Source organism: Brotaphodocola sp. (genome assembly GCF_983179755.1).
The window spans coordinates 21958-44524 of sequence record NZ_CFAHBC010000024.1 but is presented as its reverse complement, the minus strand read 5'-3'; the positions used below and the strand labels follow the sequence as shown (position 1 = coordinate 44524).

General features: G+C 46.8%; 18 protein-coding genes. 11 read left to right on the top strand and 7 right to left on the bottom strand.

The window, feature by feature from the left end:
• The first annotated feature begins 148 nt into the window (after positions 1 to 148).
• Both AC4EVX_RS09555 and AC4EVX_RS09550 read left to right on the top strand, forming a co-directional pair.
• Positions 149 to 1498 (top strand): MATE family efflux transporter, encoded by a 1350-nt coding sequence (locus tag AC4EVX_RS09555; RefSeq protein ID WP_490160089.1) that lies wholly within the window; start codon positions 149 to 151, stop codon positions 1496 to 1498.
• Positions 1499 to 1524: 26 nt separating this feature from the next.
• Complete coding sequence (locus AC4EVX_RS09550; protein ID WP_490160091.1) at positions 1525 to 1830, top strand: GyrI-like domain-containing protein; 306 nt, start codon at positions 1525 to 1527, stop codon at positions 1828 to 1830.
• On the opposite strand, the gene AC4EVX_RS09545 is transcribed toward AC4EVX_RS09550, so the two are convergent.
• Positions 1744 to 3066 carry a sodium-dependent transporter gene (locus AC4EVX_RS09545; RefSeq protein ID WP_177976648.1) on the bottom strand — a complete coding sequence of 441 codons (1323 nt, stop codon included), beginning with the start codon at positions 3064 to 3066 and terminating at the stop codon, positions 1744 to 1746. The genes AC4EVX_RS09550 and AC4EVX_RS09545 overlap by 87 nt on opposite strands.
• 239 nt (positions 3067 to 3305) lie before the next feature.
• Between AC4EVX_RS09545 and AC4EVX_RS09540 the strand changes: the two genes are divergently transcribed.
• Complete coding sequence (locus AC4EVX_RS09540; RefSeq protein ID WP_490160088.1) at positions 3306 to 4703, top strand: uracil-xanthine permease family protein; 1398 nt, start codon at positions 3306 to 3308, stop codon at positions 4701 to 4703.
• A gap of 47 nt (positions 4704 to 4750) precedes the next feature.
• Here the strand turns inward: AC4EVX_RS09540 and AC4EVX_RS09535 are convergent, their stop codons facing one another.
• The 5 genes from AC4EVX_RS09535 to AC4EVX_RS09515 all read right to left on the bottom strand — a co-directional run bounded on the left by AC4EVX_RS09535 (position 4751) and on the right by AC4EVX_RS09515 (position 9421).
• Positions 4751 to 5851 (bottom strand): NTP transferase domain-containing protein, encoded by a 1101-nt coding sequence (locus AC4EVX_RS09535; protein ID WP_490160087.1) that lies wholly within the window; start codon positions 5849 to 5851, stop codon positions 4751 to 4753.
• A 136-nt stretch (positions 5852 to 5987) separates the two neighbouring features.
• Positions 5988 to 6326 carry a winged helix-turn-helix domain-containing protein gene (locus AC4EVX_RS09530; protein WP_177976651.1) on the bottom strand — a complete coding sequence of 113 codons (339 nt, stop codon included), beginning with the start codon at positions 6324 to 6326 and terminating at the stop codon, positions 5988 to 5990.
• Positions 6327 to 6342: 16 nt separating this feature from the next.
• Positions 6343 to 7230, bottom strand: a complete 888-nt coding sequence (locus tag AC4EVX_RS09525; protein WP_490160086.1) for an ABC transporter ATP-binding protein — start codon at positions 7228 to 7230, stop codon at positions 6343 to 6345.
• Complete coding sequence (locus tag AC4EVX_RS09520) at positions 7227 to 8210, bottom strand: FecCD family ABC transporter permease (protein ID WP_490160085.1); 984 nt, start codon at positions 8208 to 8210, stop codon at positions 7227 to 7229. Before AC4EVX_RS09520 ends, AC4EVX_RS09525 begins: the two co-directional genes overlap by 4 nt.
• 83 nt (positions 8211 to 8293) lie before the next feature.
• Positions 8294 to 9421 (bottom strand): ABC transporter substrate-binding protein, encoded by a 1128-nt coding sequence (locus tag AC4EVX_RS09515; protein ID WP_177976654.1) that lies wholly within the window; start codon positions 9419 to 9421, stop codon positions 8294 to 8296.
• A gap of 251 nt (positions 9422 to 9672) precedes the next feature.
• Here AC4EVX_RS09515 and AC4EVX_RS09510 point away from each other — a divergent pair, with 251 nt between their 5' ends.
• From AC4EVX_RS09510 to AC4EVX_RS09500, 3 genes are all read left to right on the top strand, one after another.
• A complete protein-coding gene (locus AC4EVX_RS09510; RefSeq protein ID WP_177976655.1) occupies positions 9673 to 10464 on the top strand; it encodes an FAD binding domain-containing protein in 792 nt (263 codons plus the stop codon).
• Between the two features lie 94 nt (positions 10465 to 10558).
• Positions 10559 to 11062 carry a 2Fe-2S iron-sulfur cluster-binding protein gene (locus tag AC4EVX_RS09505; protein ID WP_177976656.1) on the top strand — a complete coding sequence of 168 codons (504 nt, stop codon included), beginning with the start codon at positions 10559 to 10561 and terminating at the stop codon, positions 11060 to 11062.
• Positions 11059 to 13428: a xanthine dehydrogenase family protein molybdopterin-binding subunit gene (locus AC4EVX_RS09500; RefSeq protein ID WP_490160084.1), complete on the top strand. Its 2370-nt coding sequence runs from the start codon at positions 11059 to 11061 to the stop codon at positions 13426 to 13428. Before AC4EVX_RS09505 ends, AC4EVX_RS09500 begins: the two co-directional genes overlap by 4 nt.
• Positions 13429 to 13483: 55 nt before the next feature.
• On the opposite strand, the gene AC4EVX_RS09495 is transcribed toward AC4EVX_RS09500, so the two are convergent.
• Positions 13484 to 14827: an MATE family efflux transporter gene (locus AC4EVX_RS09495; protein WP_177976839.1), complete on the bottom strand. Its 1344-nt coding sequence runs from the start codon at positions 14825 to 14827 to the stop codon at positions 13484 to 13486.
• Between the two features lie 365 nt (positions 14828 to 15192).
• Between AC4EVX_RS09495 and AC4EVX_RS09490 the strand changes: the two genes are divergently transcribed.
• From AC4EVX_RS09490 to mcrC, 5 genes are all read left to right on the top strand, one after another.
• Positions 15193 to 16536: an MATE family efflux transporter gene (locus tag AC4EVX_RS09490; protein ID WP_490160083.1), complete on the top strand. Its 1344-nt coding sequence runs from the start codon at positions 15193 to 15195 to the stop codon at positions 16534 to 16536.
• Between the two features lie 118 nt (positions 16537 to 16654).
• Positions 16655 to 17476 carry a restriction endonuclease gene (locus AC4EVX_RS09485; RefSeq protein WP_177976837.1) on the top strand — a complete coding sequence of 274 codons (822 nt, stop codon included), beginning with the start codon at positions 16655 to 16657 and terminating at the stop codon, positions 17474 to 17476.
• Between the two features lie 28 nt (positions 17477 to 17504).
• Positions 17505 to 19322, top strand: a complete 1818-nt coding sequence (locus tag AC4EVX_RS09480) for an Eco57I restriction-modification methylase domain-containing protein (RefSeq protein ID WP_177976836.1) — start codon at positions 17505 to 17507, stop codon at positions 19320 to 19322.
• Between the two features lie 90 nt (positions 19323 to 19412).
• Positions 19413 to 21173, top strand: coding sequence for an AAA family ATPase (locus AC4EVX_RS09475; RefSeq protein ID WP_177976835.1), 1761 nt, complete (start codon positions 19413 to 19415; stop codon positions 21171 to 21173).
• A gap of 111 nt (positions 21174 to 21284) precedes the next feature.
• On the top strand, positions 21285 to 22349 hold the full coding sequence (mcrC, locus tag AC4EVX_RS09470) for a 5-methylcytosine-specific restriction endonuclease system specificity protein McrC (protein ID WP_490160082.1): 1065 nt from the start codon (positions 21285 to 21287) through the stop codon (positions 22347 to 22349).
• Positions 22350 to 22567 lie beyond the last annotated feature (218 nt).

The following is a 22567-nucleotide window of genomic DNA, read 5'->3' as shown; positions in this document are numbered from 1 at the left end:
TGCCGAAGCAACCGCGCCTCGGCGCGAGAATGCGCCAGGGCACATTCTTTTTTATTTGCTTTGCATATCAAGGACGCGCCAGTGACGCGTCCGCAGATTCAAGCGCCTTTTTGTTTTTTTAATTAAAATGGATAAAGGAGAAAATGAGATGAATAAAAGAGAAAACAAGCTGACATCGGGAAGTGTACTTGGGAGTATTGTCTGTTTTGCTCTGCCGTATTTGTTGTCTTATTTTCTTCAGACACTTTACGGGATGGCGGATCTCTTTATCATTGGACAGTTTGATCAGGTAGCAGGGATCACGGCAGTCTCGATTGGTAGTCAGGTTATGCACATGTTGACGGTTGTGATTGTGGGGCTTGCGATGGGAACGACGGTGAGTATCGGTCATGCAATCGGTGCGGGAGATCAGAAAAAGGCATCTTCCGCAGTGGGAAATACGGCGATTCTGTTTATGGGTGTTTCCGTAGCACTCACAGTAGGATTGCTGATGATTGTGCGACCGATTGTCAGTGTGATGTCCACTCCGGAGGAGGCTGTTTCCGGAACGGTGACGTATCTGACGATCTGTTTTATCGGAATTCCATTTATCACGGCGTATAATATCATCAGTGCGATTTTCCGCGGAATCGGAGATTCTAAGAGTCCGATGTATTTCATTGCGGTTGCCTGTGTAGCGAATATTGCTCTTGATTATCTCTTTATGGGATATTTTCAGATGGGACCGGCGGGAGCTGCATTTGGAACAACAATTTCCCAGACGATCAGTGTTGTGATTGCTTTGACTGTGATTATGAGGAGAAAGACGGGAATTTCCGTCAGCAGAACAGATTTTAAGCCAAATCACAATGCAATGGGGGCAATCTTGAAGATCGGAGTTCCGATTGCTTTGCAGGATGGTCTGATTCAGGTCGCCTTTATCATCATCACAATCATTGCAAACCGGCGAGGACTGACTGATTCGGCAGCCGTAGGAATCGTGGAGAAGATCATCAGCTTCCTCTTCCTTGTGCCATCCTCAATGCTTTCCACGGTTTCTGCTCTCTGTGCGCAGAATATCGGTGCAGGAGAGAAGAAACGGGCGAGACAGACGCTCTTCGATGCGATTCTTATTGCAGTGATCTTTGGAGTCTGTGTGTCTGTGGGGATTCAATTTATGGCAGAAAATGTGGTTGGAATGTTTACGTCTGATCATGCTGTTGTGGCACAGGGCGCGCAGTACATTCGTGGATATATCTGGGATTGTATCTTTGCGGGAATTCATTTCAGTTTCAGCGGATATTTCTGTGCTTATGGACGCTCAGAACTCTCGTTTCTGCACAACATCACAGCGATTGTGCTTGTGCGCGTGCCGGGCGTTTACCTGATGTCAGTGATGTTTCCGACAACGCTGTTTCCGATGGGACTGGCGACAGCTTGCGGCTCTCTCGTCTCCGTTGTGATCTGTCTGTTTGCATACAGGTGGATGAGAAAGAAGGAAACGGAAACGGTGCAATGAAAATGAATAAAAGAAAGCTGTTATAAATTGGAGAAGTTGCAAGAATTCCGGCAGGAATCTGCGCGGTTGTCCGTTTTTGCGGAACTTACAAAGAAGCCCCCGACTACGATCGGAGGCTTCTTGTTTACCTGAAGGAACATCGTCTGAAAGTCAATGGATTTTCCAGAGAGATCACGTTGATTGATGAGGGAATGATGGACGATTCGAAACAGTTTTTGACGGAGATCCAGATTTCGGTCAAAAGTTTATCCGATTCCGCCGAGAACGATTCCGAGAATCAGCACAAAGAAGCAGATCGGAATGTAGAGGTAACGGCAGACCGGAAGAAATAAGCTGGTGAAGGCTTTGTCTCGTCCGCGGTTGACTTCTGTCTCCACATAGGATTTTCCGCAGACACAGAAAAACATGATTCCTGCGAGTCCGGCTCCGAGCGGACAGATATAGATGGAGAGGATATCCATCCAGTCAGAGACGATTCCCTGAATCAGAAGAGAGACAACGACGCCAATGACTCCAATGATTGCACAGGCAGGGACACGTCCGAGGTGGAGCTTTTCCTGCACGGTGGCAATCGGTGCCTCGTAGAGATTCAGAAGAGAGGTCATACCGGCGAAGAGGACTGCGGTGAAGAAGACAATCGCAATCAGTCGACCTCCCGGCATTGCCTGAATCAAGTGCGGGAGATAGATGAAGAGAAGTCCCGGGCCACCCTGGTTGAGCTGTGCTCCGGCAGCTGCCATCGCTGGAATGATGACGAGGGAGGCAAGCATCGCTGCGACCGTATCGAAAAAGGCAACGCGCCCTGCTGAGGATGGAATATTTTCCTGATCGGAGAGGTAAGAACCGTAGATCAGAGTTCCGTTTCCTGCGACAGAGAGGGAGAAAAATGCCTGTCCGAGTGCAAAAATCCATGTTTTCGGATCGGCGAGTTTGACTGGATCAATCTGAAAAATATACTGGTATCCCTTCGTTGCACCGGGGCGGAAAGCAACGTAGATGCCAAGGATCACAAAGAGAAAGAAGAAAATCGGCATCATCAGTTTGTTTGCCTTCTCGATCCCACCGCCAATTCCGAGCATCAGGATCAACATACAGAAGACCAGGGCGAGAATCTGCCAGAAGTTGTTTCCAAAGGCGGAAGCCATGCTTCCAAAGGTGGAGGCAAATCCATCGAGGTTGTCCGGTGCGAGAATCGAACCGGTGAATGCGCCGATTGCATATTTTAAGATCCATCCCATGACGACGGTATAGCCGATTGCCATTGCAAGAGAACCCAGAACAGGGATCATGCCGAGTGCTTCGCCGATATTGCGTTTGCCGTGGCGCTCACAGGCAGAACCGAAGGCATCGATCGGACCGGATTTTGTGGCACGTCCAAAAGCCATCTCACCGATAACGCCCGTAAATCCGATCAGTGCGATAAAGAGAAAATAGGGGATCAGGAAAGAACCGCCCCCGTAGAGAGAAACTCGGGTGGAAAACATCCAGATATTGCCCATTCCGACGGCAGAGCCGATACAGGCGAGGATGAATCCCCAGCTACTTTGAAACGAATCTCGTTTTTTCATAAATAAATCCTTTCGTCAGCCGTTTTATAACAGCAAAAATATTATAAACAAAATCAGAAGGAAAAGCAATCAAAAAGCGGTTGTGGAAAAAATACGATGAAAAAACAGACAGAAAAACTCAGTGTTCGACAAAAAAGTCTTTACATGAAAAAAATTATCTCGTATAATGGGTGCGATTTTACAATTCATAATTCATTCTGGAATGCCATGCGCATTTCCAATCAAAAAAAGGAGAAGATATGAGTGAGAAAAAGAAACTGGAAGGTCCAGCATACGAATTTGAGGCGAAAATGCCACTGAGCCAGGCGATTCCGCTTGGTTTACAGCATGTGCTGGCAATGTTTGTCGGAAACCTGACCCCACTTCTGATTATCACAGGAGCCTGCGGAATCACGGGAGGAAGCGATCTGGCTTATCTTCAGGTGGAGCTTTTGCAGAATGCGATGCTAGTCGCAGGTCTGGTGACCTTGGTTCAGCTGTTTGCGATTGGACCGGTTGGCGGAAAAGTGCCGATCATCATGGGAACCAGTTCTGGATTCATCGGTGTTTTCAACAGTGTTGCTGCATCGATGGGTGGAGGCGTTCTCGCTTACGGCGCAATTATGGGAGCGTCGGTGCTCGGCGGTCTGTTTGAGAGTGTGCTCGGATTTTTCTTAAAACCGCTTCGTAAATTTTTCCCGTCCGTTGTGACCGGAACCGTTGTGCTCTCAATAGGACTTTCTCTGATTGCAGTCGGGATTAACTCGTTCGGTGGCGGAAGCAGTGCAAAGGATTTTGGATCTGCGGAAAATATGTTTCTTGCGATCTTTGTTCTGGTTGTAATTCTTGCGGTTAAGCATGGCACAAAGGGATTTGCAAGCTCATCTGCAATTCTGATCGGAATCATTGCGGGATATATCGCGTCGATAATTATGGGAATCGTGCTTCCGCATACCGCCGTTGCCGTTGATGGAACGGAGTACACGAAGGCGTGGGTCTTAAACTGGGATAAGGTTGCTCAGGCATCCTGGTTCAGCATTCCGGCGCTGATGCCAGTCAAGCTCGTCTTTGATCTTCGCGCGATTCTTCCGGTGCTCATCATGTTTGTCGTAACCGCAGTGGAGACTGTTGGTGACATTTCCGGTGTGATGGAAGGCGGAATGGATCGCGAGGCAACGGACAAGGAACTCTCAGGCGGTGTGATCTGTGATGGCATCGGTTCTACTTTTGCAGCCCTTTTCGGCGTACTCCCGAATACCTCGTTCAGCCAGAACGTTGGTCTTGTGACGATGACAAAGGTGGTCAACCGCATGGCACTTGCAACCGGAGCTGTTTTCCTTGTGCTTTGCGGTCTCTTCCCGAAACTCGGAGCGATCGTCTCGATCATGCCACAGGCAGTACTCGGCGGAGCAGCGGTGATGATGTTCTCCTCGATCGTGGTCAGCGGAATCCAGCTGATTATGAGAGAAAAAATGACTCCTCGCAACTTGACGATTGTGTCGGTCGCACTCGGTGTCGGATACGGAATGGGTGCGCACGCGACGATCCTCTCGAAAATGCCGGAGGCAATTCAGCTTGTGTTCGGTGGCTCCGGTATCGTTCCGGCAGCATTTGTAGCGATTCTCTTAAACATCCTGCTCCCGGCAGATGAAAAATAAGAAGAGTGGGAAGGGGGAGCAAACCGGAATTATCCGAAGGACAGAGCTTACGTGGATGAATGTGATGAAAGATTTAAACCTGCATGATCAAGAAGAAACTTCAGATCTTCCGGGGTGTCGACGTCCATGAGTTCATAGGGGCTGAGGGCGGAAATCAGATGAACGGCTTCAGGATGATTTCGGATCACGAAATTCCCCCCTTTTCCCTTGGGAAGGGTGAGGAGCTCCTCAAAAAAAGAATTTGAAAAAAGGACAGGGCTTCCGACTGTGACAGAAGGATTCGGGTGAGTAACATCTGGATCTTCTTCAAAACACAGACGGAAGATACCCGGTCCTTTTTTTGCTGAAATTGCTTTTTCGCTTTCGCAAGATCGGGCAACGAGATTTTGAGAGAAGGCGATTGCCATAGACTCCAAGGTCTCTCGGCTTAACAGCGGTTGGTCACCGAGCGCAAAGAGACAGCCTGAAAGGTTTGGGTGTGATTGCAAGAGTGTGGTCAAACCGAGGCGAACTGTGTCGTTGCGATCTGGAAATTCGTGAAAGAGGACGGGAATGTCAGCAATCTCACAAAAAGTCTGGACGGCTCTCGAGCGTGTGACAACGATCCGGCTCGCAAAGAGAGCAGAGGAGGTTGCCTGAAGGATCTGTGAAATCATGGGATTGCCCTGAAAGGAAGCCATCAGCTTGTCAGAGCCGAAGCGTTTGCCAAGACCGGAAGCCATGATTACACAGCCGATCGGAAGTACAGGTTCGTCGAGATCAATCACGAAGACATCCGGTCGACGTTTGAGTTCATTGAGAAACGGTAGAGATTGCTTGCGAATCACAGCAATGACAGGTCTTGTGTCAAAGAGAGTGACGAGAGCATTGAGAAACGGTGGACACGAGGTCTCAAGATAGCCGATCTCATCGAGAACTGCCCAGGGCGCCTTCTCTGTGCTCATCGAGATCGCGTGTTGAAGCGCCGGGATTCCAACTTCAAGAAAACCGTCCGGATGGGGTTGCATCTGGCATCCGGATGGAATTTCGCTCTGGGAGGCGAGGTCCGAAGAAAATGTGCCGATGATACCGATTTTTCCGGAGATTCGATCGTGGATCTCGACACGGGTTTTCGGGATTGCATGGGTTGAAAATCCCGGAATCTTCAAAGATGTATCAGCGTTAGAATCATTAGAATCATCGGAATTATCTGAAGGAAGGAGAGGAAAAAGGAGAGGGAGCAGGCTGTTTAAGAGAGTTGTTTTCCCGACACCTCGGCTTCCGGTGATCAGCAGATGCTTTTTTTTACTGTTTTGAAAAGCTCTGAGAATAGAGCTCGGTGCAGGCCTGAATGCAGGCATCACGATAGGCTTCGTATTCATGCAAAAACTCCTTTGCTTCCGGGGTCAGACAGCTTCCACCGCCTCCTTTTCCACCGGTTTTTCTGACAGTCAGAGGAAATCCAAGTTCACGCTCGGCATTTCGGATCAGTTGAAGCGCTTTTGTGTATGCCATTTCCATTGAGAGAGAGGCGGAGCGCAGAGAACCGGTCTCCTCGATCGCATGGAGGAGACGGCAGGGTCCCTCTCCGAAAAATCGTTTATTTTCCTCATCACAGAGGCAGATGCGAATCATAGGTTTCATAAAATAATCCTCATAATTAAAGCAGGAGCAGAACAAGGCGATCCTGCGTATCTGGTTCCACCTGATTTTTTGAAATTCGAAGGAGGCGAACCGGACCATAGATTTCGGCGAACGCCTTCTCCATCTGTTCATCCGAATCAGTTTTGGGGTGCAGGCATGCTGAGACCTTCCCGTCTTTTAAGAGCAGGATCTGGTCACAGAATTGCAGGGCGAGATCGGGGCTGTGAAGACAGACGAGAGTCGTCTTGTTGTGATTTTTTGTCGTCTCGGCAATCAGGCGGAGCATCGAACTTCGATTTGGAAAGTCGAGAGAGCTGTCCGGCTCATCCAGGAGCAACAGAGATGTGTTCTCGACGAGAGTCCGAGCAAGAATCGCAAGCTGTTTTTGCCCGCCACTGAGTGTCAGGTAATCCCGATCGGCAAGATTCTCAATTCCAGTTTGGCAGAGCGCGGTGTATGCCTGCTCTCGCATCATGGCAGAGGGCTGTTCAAACAGTTTGAGCATAGGATGAAAGCCCATCAGAATGACATCGAGGACAGACATTGAGATTGAGATTCCCGTCTGCTGAGGAATGTAGCTGATCTGACGCGCAAGATTGCGGACAGACAGACCCTCCAGGACAGAACCGTTCAGTTTACAGCTTCCAGAGTGAGGAAGATCCTGGCAGATTGTGCGAATCAGTGTCGTCTTTCCGCATCCGTTTGCGCCGAGCAGTCCGGTCATTGTGCCTGCCGATTCGATCGAGAACGAGAGGTCGTTGAGAATCGGGTGACCTCCCCGCAAGACCCTAAGGTGATCTGCGAAGAAGACCGGAGAAGAGTCGGATGATTTAGGTGATGATTCAAAAACTGATTCAAGAGAGGGTGCAGGATCGTGGGATGGGTGTGGAAATGTCCCTGTCATCGGGTATCCTCCTCTCTTTTTGCAAGAATCAGATAAATCAGAAACGGAGCGCCAAGCAGAGATGTGAAGATGCTGATCGGAAGTTCGGTCTTGGCAATGCTTTTTGCAAGCGTGTCTGCGGTGAGCAGAAGAAAACTGCCGATCGTACCGCTCAAAAAACAGCAGGAGCGCCGGTTATGCCCGCAGAGTATCCTTGCTGTGTGCGGGGCGAGGAGACCGACGAAGCTGATCAGACCGGTGACGCTGACGACGGCGGAGACAGCAAACGTTGCGAGAAACAAAAGCGCCATCCGCATCGTTCCGACCGAGATCCCGAGCATGCGTGCTTCCTCCTCGTGCACGGAGAGCATCAGAAGATGACGGTGAAGCGCGAAAATCAGAGCTGAGCACAGACAGATGGCTGCGATCGAAAAAGGAATCTTGGAGAGGGTGACCCCGCCAAGGCTTCCCATAATCCAGTACTCGATTGACGCGAGTTCTTTCTCCGGATCGGCAGTCAGCTTCAGAAACATCAGGATCGTCTGCGCAAGTGCATGTACGGCGATTCCGGCAAGGACGATCGAGGAACGACTTTTTCCCGGAGCAAGGGCGGAGAGTCCGAGAGAGACGCACACAGCGAGAAGTCCTCCGACAAAGGCAAAGACGGTTGTCCCGACGATGCCTGAGGAGACAAAGAGGATCGCAAAGGCAGCACCGGCACTTGCGCCTGAGGAGACTCCTATGATGTCGGGGGAGGCAAGAGGATTTCCAAAGATGGTCTGATAGACAAATCCTGCAATGCCGAGTCCAAATCCTCCGAAGAGTGCCATGAGTGCGCGGGGCAGACGAAGAATCCAAAATGTACGAATAGCCATCCTGTCCCCCGCTAGAAGTGCAGTGAGGGAGATCGGATATTTTCCGATCAGGATGGCTGTAAAAAAGGACGCACACACAAGCAGGGAAGAGATCCCTGCAAGCAGTGTGGTTCTGTTTGATCGCAAGCAATGTGTCCTGCGATGCTTGTCAAAAATATGAAAGCGAAAATCGTGAAAATTTTGCATTGTTTATGCGGATTGTTCGGTGTTTACTGTGCAGTTACTTCCGGGGTGAAACCGTAGAAGGTTTCATAGAAATCACTGGCGGTCTTCTGATAGTCCTCCTCGGAGACAAGGTCCGGATGAAGAACAGAAGCAAGGTAGATGCTTCCAAGGAAGCCTGCCGGAACCGGAGAGTCGAGAGACTCGATCTCATCAGGAAGTTTTACAACCTGTCCCTCCTTGACTGCGTTGCAATCTGCAAGTGCGCTGTCAGTGAGGACGGAATCGGTCGTGTAGGAAGCATCAGAGGCCAGAACGATGTAGTCCGGATTCCAGGAGAGGATCTGCTCGTAGGAAACCTCTGCCCAGTAGGAATCGCTGATCTCGGCTGCAACATTTGCACCCTTTGCATTCTCGATCAGGCTGGACTGATACATAGCCGGACCGGCAGTCTCAAGCAGAGCGCTGTTTCCGCCGAGGTATACAGACGGGGTGTCTTCAGCAGAGCTTAAGGTCTCGGTTAAGTTGTCAAGAGAGTCTGTGATGTAAGATTTTAACTTTTCACCCTCAGAAACCGTGTTCGTAGCCTGATCGATCAGATCGATGGCGTCAAAGAGCAGATCCTGGTTCTCTGGTTTTACAGCGAGAACGGTGAGACCAAGCTCCTCCATTGCCGGGATCGAATCCTTTAATTTTGCCGGAACGATCACGAGATCCGGATTCAGGGATGCGCATCCCTCTAAATCAAATTCCTTTGCAGTTCCAACGCTCGGAAGATCGAGAATCTCCGGTGCGCTGAGCTTGTAAATGTTGCGGGTGTCAGCCTTAGCCTCTACACCGACGAGTTTCTCGTCAAGTCCGAGTGCAATCATCAGGCTGGTGGAGATATAGTAACCACTCACAAGAGACTCCGGCTCTTTCTCGATCGTGACTTCACGTCCGAGCTGGTCGGTGACGGTGAGCGGATAGGTGACAGTTGCGTCTGTGCTGTCTGCCGAAGCGGTTTCCTCAGCGGTATTCTCAGCGCTCGTCTCAGCGGCTGTTTCAGAAGCTACCTCAGAAGAAGTCTCAGCAGATGAAGAAACGGAACCAGCATTTCCTCCGCACGCGGTCGTGCCAAATGCAAGTGCCATAGACAGAAAAATTGCCGATAACTGTTTGATGTTCTTTTTCATAATGTTCTCCCTCTTTTGAAAAGATTTTTTACTGTTTGCGCAATGCGTGAACAGTAAAAAAATTCGTTGTAGAAATAAAACAACAACGGTATTATAGCAGAAAGTATGTTAAAATGAAAGATATAATAGAGTGAGGTTTAGAATGTTCTGGAAAAGAAACAAAGAAAACATGTGGGAAAGATAAAAGAAAAAGATAAAGATAAAAGAAAAAGACAAAAGACAAGAGAAAAAGATAAGAGGAGATCACGATTATGATGACAATCCGGGAGTACAGGCGGGTGGAGAACCTTGAGGAAGCCTGGGAGCTGAATCAGAAAAAGCCAAATCGGGTAATAGGAGGAATGCTCTGGCTGAAAATGGGACATGGCAGAGTCGGAACTGCGATTGATCTGTCCGGACTTGGTTTAAATCAGATTGAGGAGAAGGAGGATCGCTTTGAGATTGGTGCGATGGTGACTCTGCGCGATTTGGAGCTTCATGCGGGACTTGAAGCCTACACAGATGGAGCGGTTCGGGAGTCAGTGCGCCACATTGTTGGTGTGCAGTTTCGCAATCTGGCAACCGTTGGCGGAAGCATTTTTGGAAGATTTGGATTTTCCGATGTCTTGACGATGTTTTTGGCGATGAAGACGGAAGTCGAGCTGTACAAGGGCGGAATCGTCCCGCTTGAGACGTTTGCGCGCGAGGGAGCGGGAAGAGACATCCTCGTCAAAGTGATTGTACATAAAGAAAATGCGGATTTCTGCTATCAGTCCGTCCGGAACACGAAGACGGATTTTCCGGTTCTGACATGTGCGACGGCAAGGGAGGAGGATGGAAGCTACCGCATTGCGATTGGCGCTCGCCCGGCAAGAGCAGTCCTGATGAGCGTGTCGGCGCAGTTTGTGGAGGAGTTGCAGAAGCAGAATGCAGATCTGGCGCAGGCAATTTCTGAAAAGGTGAGAGCGGAGATTGTGACAGACAGCAATTTGCGTGGAAGTGCGCAGTACCGCAGACACTTGGCGGGAGTTCTTGTGAGACGTGCAGTCGAGCGACTTGAATGACGTGAGAAATGATTTGCGAATCGTGCGAATCGCCAAGAAAGATAAAAATGAAAATGGTGAAATTTTGTGGAGTTGAGAGAAGGGAAGACAGTCGATGCAGATTACATTTGTACTAAATGGAAGAAAGGTGAGCGAGGAGATCGAGCCGGATATGCTTCTGATTGATCTGGTCAGAAGGATGGGCTGTTACAGTGTAAAGAGAGGATGCGAGACTTCAAATTGCGGTCTCTGCACGGTCTTTCTGGATGAAAAACCGGTGTTGTCCTGCTCTGTTCTGGCAGTGCGCGTGGATGGAAGAACAGTAACAACATTAGAGGGGCTTCAGGAGGAGGCAGCGGAGTTTGGAGCTTTTATTGCCGATCAGGGTGCCGAGCAGTGTGGATTTTGCAATCCGGGATTTATCATGAATGCGCTTGCACTGTTTCGGGAAAACGAATTCCCGAGCGAGGAGGAGATCAAGGAGTACCTTGCCGGAAATCTTTGCCGTTGTTCCGGATATGAGGGACAGCTTCGTGGAATTCTCGCATTTCTGGACTGGAAAAAGAACAAACAGCAGGAGAAAAAGCCTGTGCAGGGAGAGGAGGAGAGGAAAAAATGAAACGCGAAGGAAATCTTATTGTAAATCATGCTGTGCGAAAGAAAGACGCGATGCAGCTTGTGACGGGACAGCCGGTCTACATGGATGATCTGGCTCCTCAGAACTGCCTGATAGTCAAATTGTTGCGCTCCCCGTATGCCAATGCGATAGTGCAGGAGGTAAACACGACTTCTGCAATGCGGGTGCCGGGAATCGAAGTGATTTACACTTGGAGGGATATTGACCAGAATGGAAGACGTTACACACAGGCGGGACAGACTTACCCGGAGGCAAGCCCGTATGATCGCCTGATCATTGATCGCCATGTGCGCTTTATCGGGGATGTCGTTGCGATTGTTGCCGGAAAGGATGAGGCGTGTGTTGACAAGGCACTTCGGATGATAAAAGTAAAGTATGAGGTGCTTGATCCGGTTCTCGATTTTCACACTGCAAAGGACAATCCGGTCCTTGTCCATCCGGAGGAAAATTGGGAGAGTCTTTGTCCGGTCGGAGCGGACAACAAGCGCAATCTCTGTGCCCATGCAGAATCTTCGGACGGTGATATTGACGCGGTTTTGGCAGATTGTGACATTGTGATTGATCGTGTCTATCACACGAAAGCGTGCCAGCAGACGATGATGGAGACGTTTCGCACCTATTGTTCGATTGACCCTTATGGGCGATTGAATGTGTTCAGCTCGACACAGATCGTCTTCCACTGTCGTCGCATTCTCGCAAATGCGCTCCACATTCCCAAGTCAAAGATTCGAGTCAGCAAGCCGAGAATCGGAGGTGGATTTGGGGCAAAACAGACCTCAGTCTGTGAGGTTTATCCGGCATTTGTGACCTGGATGACGAAGAAACCGTCGAAGATCATTTACACACGCCAGGAGAGTATGACGGCATCGACCCCGCGTCACGAGATGGAGATGCATGTGCGCCTTGGGGCGACGAAGGATGGAATTGTGCGGGGAATTGACCTCTACACACTGTCGAACACGGGCGCTTACGGGGAGCATGGACCGACAACCGTTGGACTTTCCGGCCACAAATCGATCCCGCTTTACGGAAAAGCGGAAGCCTTCCGATTTGTCAACGATGTGGTGTATACAAACCGCATGTCGTCGGGCGCTTACCGCGGATATGGAGCGACGCAGGGACTTTTTGCAGTTGAGTCGGCAGTCAATGAGCTTGCACAGCGTCTCAACATGGACCCATTTGAGATCCGCGAGAAGAATATCGTAAAAGAGGGCGATGTGATGCCTGCCTACTACGGTCAGGTCAATACAAGCTGTGCGCTTGACCGCTGTCTGAAAAAAGTCCGCGAGATGGTGGACTGGGATCACAAAAAGATGGTTCGCGATATGGGAAATGGAAAAGTCCGTGCTGTTGGAATTGGTATGGCGATGCAGGGCTCCGGAATCGGTTCAGTCGATGTCGGAAGTGCGACAATCAAGGTCAATGACGATGGATTCTACACGCTTGCGATCGGTGCGGCGGATATGGGAACAGGGTGCGATACGATTCTTGCGCAGATTGCAGCGGAGGTGCTTGAGTGCCCGATCGATGACATCACAGTCTGCGGAGCGGACACGGATTTCTCCCCTTATGATTCCGGCTCCTATGCATCAAGCACAACGTATGTAACCGGAAAGGCAGTCGAAAAGTGCGCTCTGCAAATTCGCGATCAGATCTGTAAACTCGGAGCAAAGAAACTTGGATGTGCGCCCGAGGATGTGAGCTTCGATGGAAAATGGGTTTATGTGGAGAATGAGGACGAGGGTGCAGAAACAACAGCGGACACAGAGGAAAAATCTGTCAGAGATGCAGAAGATACGGTGCGCAAGGTTTCTCTGGTAGATCTTGCGACTGACTCGATGTGTGGAAATGACATTGCACTCGAGGCGACGGTGACGAACAGTTCCAAGCTCTCCCCGCCACCGTTCATGGTCGGTGCGGCGGAGGTCGAGGTGGATCTTGAGACCGGAGAGGTCGAAGTTATCGACTACGTGGGTGTTGTCGACTGTGGAACGCCGATCAATCCGAACCTTGCGAGAGTGCAGGCAGAAGGCGGAATCCTTCAAGGAATCGGAATGGCGCTGACGGAGAATATCACTTATACAAAGCGAGGACAGGTTCTGGAAAATTCTCTGATGCAGTACAAGATTCCGACGCGTGCTGACATCGGACGGATTCGGGTTGCATTTGAGAGCAGTTATGAGAGTGAGGGACCGTTTGGAGCAAAGTCGATCGGCGAGGTTGTGATCAATACCCCTCTCCCGGCGATCGCAGACGCAGTCTGCCGGGCGGTCGGAAAGCGTTTCTATGAGCTTCCGATCACACCGGAGCAGATTGCAACAGCGGCGATTGAGCGATCGGAAATGTAAAGAGCAGGGCGTGATTGCGCCCTGCGAGCGTCGACTTGAATTTAATAAGTGTTTATTATGTCGTAGAAAAATAGTTTTTTGGACCCGGACGAAGGAAATATTTTAAGTGCATTGCGATCGACAGCAGAAGTGTGAAAAATTCAGCGGTCGGAATTGCAACCCAGGCACCATTGATTCCGAGGATCGGCGGAAGCACGAGCAGGGAGATCACGGTGAAAACAAGGGTCCGGCTGAATGAGAGGATCGCGGAGATCTTTCCGTTTGAGAGTGCCGTGAAAAATCCGGATGATGTGATGTTGAGTCCGCTGAACAGGAAGTTGAACGCAAAAATCGGAAATCCGGTCACTGCAAGCGAGAGTGTCTTCGGGTCCTGTGTAAACACGGTCACAAGTGGGCGTGAGAGTGAGATCGCGACAAACAGAAGAACGATCGACGAAGCTCCGACAAAGACGAAGGAGATCCGATAAACGTTCTCAAGCTCCTTTTTGTTACGTGCGCCATACTGAAAGCCGACAATCGGGCTGATGCCGATTGAAAATCCCAGATAGAACGCATTGAACAGAAACTGTCCGTAGAGCAGGATTGTGATCGCTGCGACTCCGTGCTCGCCTGCGAGATTCATCAGCACAATGTTGAAGAGAAAGGTCACGACTGCATTAGAAAGCTGGGTGACCATCTCGGAAGAGCCGTTGTAGCAGGCAAGAAGAAGCTCCTTCGGACGCAGATGAAACCGGGTAAAGTGCAGCTCTCTCTTGGAAAAAAGAAAGAAACAGACTCCGGCGATCGCGGGGACGGACTGACCGATTCCCGTCGCAAGTGCGGCACCGCCGATTCCAAGATTGCAGAGGACGATCAGAACGTAGTCGAGGACGGCATTTAGGATGCCGGCTCCGATTGTCAGAAACAGACCGAATCCCGGATGACCGGCAGTCACCAGATAGGACTGAAACAGGGACTGGAGCGTGCATGCCGGGGCAAAGCTGACTGCGATCGACAGATAGATTCGACAGTCGTCAAGAAGCACCTCATTGGAACCTAAAAACAGGGAGATCGGAGTCAGGAAAAACTGAGTCAGGATCAGAATCACGATGCTGAAAATCAGGCTGACAACGACGAACTGGGTCAGGCATTCTCTGGCTTCCTGCGGTTTCTGTTCTCCGAGATAACGGCTGATGATTGCATTTCCGCCCGTTCCGAACATTGTCGCAACCGCGATCACGACGTTGAGGACGGGAAAAACGATATTTAAAGATGAAAGTGCATTGCTTCCGACAAAACGGGAGATAAAAATTCCATCCACAATCGTGTAGAGTGACATGAACATCATCATGATGATTGACGGAGTGGCAAACTGCAAGAGCTTCCACGGAGTGAAATGCTGGTTGATTGAAGAACTCATAGCAAATAAAAAATCCTTTCTGTAAACTCGTGAGTGCATCTTCAGCATAACGTATTTCCAGGGGATTCGTCAAGGCTAATCGGAGCTTGACATTTTTTTATAATTTGCTATAATACAGGTGCTCGTTTGGAGGGTGAATCATTCAGAAGAAATGATAAGCTGGATAAGGCGGTAGATTGAAATATCTGCGTCCTGTCCAGCTTTTTTTATTTATATGATAGGATGCGCACTCGGCGCAGGAGTAGATGTCCCCCTCCTCTATAGGTGAGGTATCACAAGCAGGTTGCTGTTCGAGATAGAGGTAGGGAAAAAGACGAGAAAAACAGAAAAAGTAAGAAAAATGGCAGATACGAGGAGAGAGGAAAATGAAACAAAAAATGAGAAGTCTGACGGAGGGAAGCGTCTTTAAGAGTCTGATTATGTTTGCAATCCCGATTTTTTTCAGCTTGTTTTTGCAGGCACTTTATGGAGGTGTCGATCTTCTGGTAGTCGGACGGTTTGCGGGAACCGCGGATGTCTCCGGTGTTGCATCTGGAAGTAATCTGCTTCAGACGGTGACAAATGTGATTACGGGTCTTGCAATGGGAATCACAATTCTCGTTGGGGAGAAGATTGGACAGAAAAAGCCAAGAGAGGCGGGGGAGGCGATCGGAAGCGGAATCTGTCTGTTTCTGGTCTTTGGACTGATTTTAACTGTAATGTTGTTGACATTTGCAGAGCGGATTGCGATCATGCTCCATGCACCGGAGGAGGCATTTCGGGAGACGACCACTTATATCCGAATCTGCGGAGCAGGTTCTCTTTTTATTGTCGCTTACAACGTGCTCAGTGCGGTCTTTCGAGGAATCGGAGATTCCCAGACTCCGCTTGTGACAGTCTGCATTGCGTGTGTGGTCAATATTGTGGGGGACCTTGTTCTTGTCGCAGACTTCCATTTAGGTGCGCTGGGAGCAGGTCTTGCGACGGTGCTTGCCCAGGCAGTGAGTGTGCTGGTGTCTTTTGGCATTGTCAGAAGAAAGCAACTTCCGTTTTTTTTAAAGCGGGAGGATGTGCGTTTTCACGGCAGGGTGATCGGAAAAGAACTGAGACTTGGAACACCGGTTGCTCTTCAGGAATTTCTGGTGGGAACCTCATTTCTGGTTCTTCAGATGATCGTCAATACCTTTGGTGTGACGGCATCTGCCGGAGTTGGCGTTGCAGAGAAAGTTTGCGTATTTATGATGCTTGTCACCTCGGCGTTTATGCAGTCGATGTCGGCATTTACGGCACAGAACCGTGGAGCGGGAAAGCCGGAGCGCGCAAAATCGGCGCTGAAATCGGGAATGGTTACGGCATTCCTTGCAGGTGCGTTTATGGGATTCCTTGCGTACATTCATGGAGATATCCTGAGTAGTCTGTTCTCAAAGGATCTGGATGTGATTGTCGCTTCTCATAGCTATTTAAAAGCATACGGCATTGACTGTTTCCTGACTCCGTTTTTGTTCTGTTTCATCGGATATTTCAACGGATGCGAGAAGACCTTGTTTGTGATGATCCAGGGATTGATCGGCGCATTTGGAGTGAGAATTCCGATTGCCTATGCAGTGAGCAAGATGGCAGGAGCGACGCTGTTTGAGATTGGCCTTGGCACACCGGCATCCTCGACCGTACAGCTTATTCTGTGTATAATTGCATTCGTTTATTGGACGAAAAATAAAAATATGATATAATTAGGAACACTTAGCAAGATATTTTTAATCAGGAAGTTTCGACTTCTTTAAGTCGGGGGAGTTCACGATTAGTAGAATTTCTTAAGGTACAATAAGAAAAAGGGGAGGGACGGATCGTATGTTTATGGATAAACAGTTGTATAAGTTTAAGAAACTAATAGAAGAAGCGATTCTTGAGGATGGTGCTAGAGGAAAAGAATCAGTGATTCGATCCTCTAGCCTGATTAATCTTATCCATGACGGTGTAAAACAGGAATTCATAGAAGCAGGAGTATGCCCTGATAATATTTATCCTCATCTTTATGAAACAAAACCAGAATTAAAAATAGCAGGTTTTTTAAAGCAAAAAGATCAGGACATCTGCATTGTTCCTTCTAACATAGAACCGATCCCAACGTTAATTAGTTGGGGACCATTGGCATTTTTGAGAAAAGTGGATCTTTATGGGGAAGAATATTCAGAGAATACACTGATTGTAAATGTGAGAAGTCAGATGAGTAGTCTAGCAAAGAATGCGGACACTCTTTTTGAGAGAACTTTTGCAGAGGCGCAAAATCTTCATATGCGTTATTCCAATATTGTTTTAGGAGAAGTTTATCTGATTCCAACTCATGAATATGATGATCAATTGGTAAAACAGAAGGTGGTTGGATTTAAAAAGAAACAGACGGATCTTGAAAAATATATTAGCTTTTTCAGTGGAATCAATCGTAGAGAAATTGGAGGTCCAGATTATAGTTATGAAAGATGTGCTCTATTGATTGTTGATTTTGATAAAGAGCAGCCTCTTTTGTTCTCGAATAGCAATCAGTTGAAAGAAGCAGGACTGATTTCAGAAGATTTTAACATAGAGTATGAGAAATTGAACTTTCAAAATTTTGTAAAAGAGATTCTGGAGATTTATTCAGAGCGTTACCAGATACAAAATTTGTTGGTGTAAGATAAGATAATTGGAGAAAGAAACTTAAATGGAAAAGAGTAACCGTATAAAAGACTATCGTTCTATTATACAGAAATTAGAAAAATTTGAGATGGATGAAATTGAAAATGGAATTTTTGAATATGCATTACATCCAGAACAAAATTTTTTAATAGGTTCTGAGAAAGCAGAACAAGTAGCATATGAGTTGTCAACAAGTGGTTTTTCAGGAACAATCGAATCGGTGATAGAGCTATTTGAGTTTTTGCTGGAAAATCAGGAGACAACGGAAAATGGAATTGTTTTTACTCCCAAATATATTGCAGATTACATTGTTCAAAATTTGTTTTCTGACTTGATGGTGTGGGATGATACGATTACGATTATAGATCCTGGTTGTGGTTGTGGAATTTTTTTAGTTTCTGCAATCGAATATATTCATGAAAGGTTTCAGATTTCCATTAAAAAGTTGCTGAGGGATCATATTTTTGGAATAGATATCAACAAGGATAATGTGCGAAGATGCAAATTGGTTATGAGACTTTTGACCAAAAAGTATGGGGAGGAAATAAGTGAAATTCCTCATATCGTATGCAAAAATAGTCTGAAAGAGAGATGGAAAGATACTTTTCATTTAAATCAGAGAATTGGCTTTTCGTATGTGATTGGAAATCCTCCATATGTGAATCCACACGATTTGAGTAAAGATACCATAGAATTTTTGAAAAATACTTTTGAAACGACGGTAAATGGTACTTTTAATATTTTTTATGCATTCATTGAACATGCTATGGATCAACTCTCAGAAGATGGAAGATTAGGATTTATTGTTCCAAATAATTTCTTGACAATTAAATCTGCTTTAGAGTTAAGAAAATATTTGAAAGAACATGCTTTCTTGAGAAGAATTCTAGACTTTGGAGAAAATATGGTATTTAAGCCAGTTCGTACTTATAATTGCATTTTATTTCTTTCAAGAAAAAAACAGGAAGAGTTTGAGTATGCGGTTATGGATCGAGCAGAGTGTATTGAAAAAGAACTTAAAGATATTAGATTTTGCAAAATGCCAATTTGCCAGTTAGATCAAGAAGGCTGGAAGTTGGTAAATCGGCAAACATGGGAAAATTTGCATAGAATTGAAAATCAGGGTACCTTAATTAAAGATTTTGTTAGAACAGGAATTGCAACATTAAAAGATCAGGTTTATTTTGCACAGAAAGATCAAGATGGATTTTTTGTGACAGCAGGGGGAGAACGGTATGAGTTAGATTCTGAACTCATAAAACCAATTTATAAAATTCCAGAATTAAAAAAATGTGAGACTCTTTTAAAAGCGCAGCGTTATATTATTTTTCCATATGTACATGCAGATCAGGGATATACAATTATACCTGAAGATGTTTTAAAAAAACGTTATTTTAGGACGTATAAGTATTTACTGACACAAAAGGAGATCCTAGATTCTCGAGATAAAGGAAAGAAAAACAAACAGGGTTGGTATGCATATGGAAGAACACAGGGATTAAACAAATATGGAAAGAAATTGTTGTTTCCGACATTTTCACAAAAACCGAAATTCTATTATGTGGAAAATAAGGATACTTTGTTCTGCAATGGATATGCAGTATTTGAAAATGATAAATATGAGCTTGGCTTTTTGAGTAAAGTTTTAAATTCAGCAATTATGGATTATTATGTTCAAAACACCAGTTACAGCATAGAAGGTGGATATTACTGTTATCAAAAAAAATATATAGAGAAATTTTCTTTACCTGTTTTTACAAAGGCAGAAATTGAGTATGTGAAAGAGCGTGATCAGGTAGATGTCGACCAGTTTTTAATAAAAAAATATGGACTTATATTTTAAAAGTTTTTAATATTATGAGAAAATAAAAGTGCAAACCGAGAAAAGTGGATTGAAAAGGATAGAATAAATAGAGAAGGGCGGAATGAGGAGATGTTTCATCCGGAAAATCTGGCAGAGATTCTTTCTGCCTACAAGAAGTATTTCCCGGAACACTGGAACAGGGAACGCTATAAATGGAGAGCAATCCTGCATTTTCAGAGATACTGGGATTTTGAGGCGGATGATTTTCGGCAGATGTTTATGAAGGCAACAGAAAAGACGGCAAATCTGCTTGCAAACCGGAGTAATTATCCGCGCAGGATGATTGGTCAGTTTGCGAGTGCTGACGCAGAGGCGGTTCGGAGTATGTTTCGCAGTCTGTTTGATGAGTCGGAGGATCTTGCTTTAAGGATTGGTCAGTTTCAGGCATCGGCGGACTGGCTTCGGATGAAGTACGATGATGGAACGTGGAATCATCACTATCAGATGGCAAATGCAATCACAACGTATCTGTGGCTGAAAAATCCGGATCAGTACTATGTGTATAAATACTCGGATGCACTTGCGCTCGCGCAGGCGGTGAAGTCGGATTTTTTGCCGATTCGCGGAGATGCAATTCTGAATGTCAGAGGAACGTACCAGCTTTATGAGGAGATTCGGGATGTGATCCGCAGGGATTCGGAGCTAGACCAGATGTTTCGGGATTTGTCAGATGAGTCTTGTTATCCCGATCCGGAGAAGATCACGATGACGACTGATCTCGCATTTTTTGTGAGTCGTTTTTATGGAAATCGGGGCAAGAAGGATCACGATCGAGATAGAAATCGGGATAAAGGGCAAGATAGAGGTCACAACAGAGATCGAGAGTCGAGGGAAGCACGATATCGGGACAGAAGTCGAGAACCGATCGCGAGTTGGAATAACAATGGAGAATCGAATTGTGAATCCTCTCCATGTGATCAGGGTCCATGTCAATATGAATCGGAGTCTGAACTTGAATCTTATACGCCTTATACAAAAGAGGATTTTCTGAGCGAAGTTTATATCGGGGAAGAGGATTTTAACACGCTTGTGGCTCTGCTAAAAAATAAGAAGAATCTGATCTTGCAGGGAGCCCCGGGAGTCGGAAAGACGTTTACGGCAAGGCGCCTCGCGTATGCGATGATGGGAAAAAAGGATGAGTCAAGAATTCGTCTGATCCAGTTTCACCAGAGTTATTCGTATGAAGATTTTATTATGGGTTACAAGCCGGTCGGAGAGGGATTTAAGCTCAGAGAGGGAATCTTTTATCGCGCCTGCAAACAGGCAGAGAAAGATCCTGACCATGAATATTTCTTTCTGATTGATGAGATCAATCGTGGAAACTTGAGTCGAATTTTTGGTGAACTTCTGATGCTGATTGAAAAGGAGTATCGGAGAACACCGGCGACGCTGGCGTACAGCCAGACACTGTTTTCAGTGCCGGAAAATCTCTATTTGATTGGTATGATGAACACGGCGGATCGAAGTCTTGCGATGATCGACTATGCTCTGCGCAGGCGGTTCAGTTTCTTTGAGATGGAGCCTGGATTCTCATCTGAGGGTTTTCAAAATTATCAGAAATTCCTGCAAAATGAAGTGTTTGACCGGCTGATTGAACAGATCGTGGACTTAAATCGGGAGATTCGGGAGGATGACTCTCTTGGAGATGGATTTTGCATCGGTCACAGTTATTTTTGCGGACAGAATCGGGAAACCTGTACATTGGAGTGGATGAAGATGGTTGTGAATTACGACATTCTCCCGATGCTTCGCGAGTACTGGTTTGACGAGAGAGAACGACTGGCAGGATGGGAGAGGCGGCTGAAAGGCGTGTTGGAGACGAAAAAATAGGGAAAAATAAAGTAAATCGGGAAGACCGGGTCGTGAATAGACGACAAAAATTTGATAGACAATTTATGTAGGATTTATCGAAGATTTATGGACTTATTAAAGTAAAGATTTATGAAGGACAAAGGAATTTTCATCAAAAATGTTTATTACATGCTGGCGTATGCATTTCAGGTGCTACGCCAGAACTCTTATGAGGATGTGGTTGCGGAGGAGTTTGAGGAGATCTCGGATCTCTTTGCGGAGATTTTGTTTCGCGGAATTTCCCGTCAGTTAAAACAGGGACTTTATCGGACGTATGTGAATCGTGAGGAAGATTTGTCGACTGTGCGCGGAAAGTTGCTGATTGCAGGAACCATCCGCAATCAGATTCAGAGAAAACGACAGATGCAGTGCGAGTGTGAGGAGATGTCGGTAAACAACCTGTTCAATCAGATTTTAAAGGCAACGATGGAAACTCTGATTCGGGATTCACAGGTGAAGAGGGCAAGGCGGGCAAGGCTCAAAAAACTGATTTCCTTCTTTCATGAGGTGGATTCGGTGGACGTTTCCAAGATCTGCTGGGAGTCGCTTCGCTACGAGCGCGGAAACGCGAATTATGAGATGCTTCTCAATCTCTGCTATTTCGTTGACGAGGGGATGATCCAGACGGAGGAGGCAGGTGGATACCGGATGATGACATTTTCGGAAGAATCGATGCACCGGCTCTACGAGAAGTTTATTCTGGAGTATATCAGGTGTCATCACCCGGAACTCAATGAGGTGCGGTCAGCGCAGGTGAAGTGGAATTTGACGGAAAGACCACAGTCTCGGATGATTCATTTCCTTCCGGTGATGCAGACGGATATTTTTTTGCGATTGGGTGATGAGATTTTGATTATTGACGCAAAATATTACGGTCACACGATGCAGAGCCATTATGAGAAGGAGACGATTCACTCTGGAAACCTTTATCAGATCTTTACCTATGTAAAAAATCAGGATGTCATGGGGAGCGGGAAGGTATCGGGACTTCTTTTGTATGCGAAGACGGAGGAGGAGATCACGCCGGACTGCGAGTTTGTGATCGGTGGAAATCGGATCAGCGTGAAGACACTGGACTTGAACCAAAAGTTCTCAGGGATTGCGAGACAGCTCGATGAGATTGTGAAAACAAATCTTCTTACTGGACACGGATAGGAATGGAAGCGCAAAGGTTTTTTGTATTCACACCAAGCATATATTGACAAAAAACGAGATATTTTATAAAATATTGTTTAGACAATTTCTTGACGAGATTGCCGAAAAAATTCTCAATATGGACCCAGAAGTTGATTCAAAATTTGATCCAGAATGCGATTTGGAATTTAATTCAGACTTTGGTTCCGGATTAGGGAAAAGATAGGAGAAAATAGGAG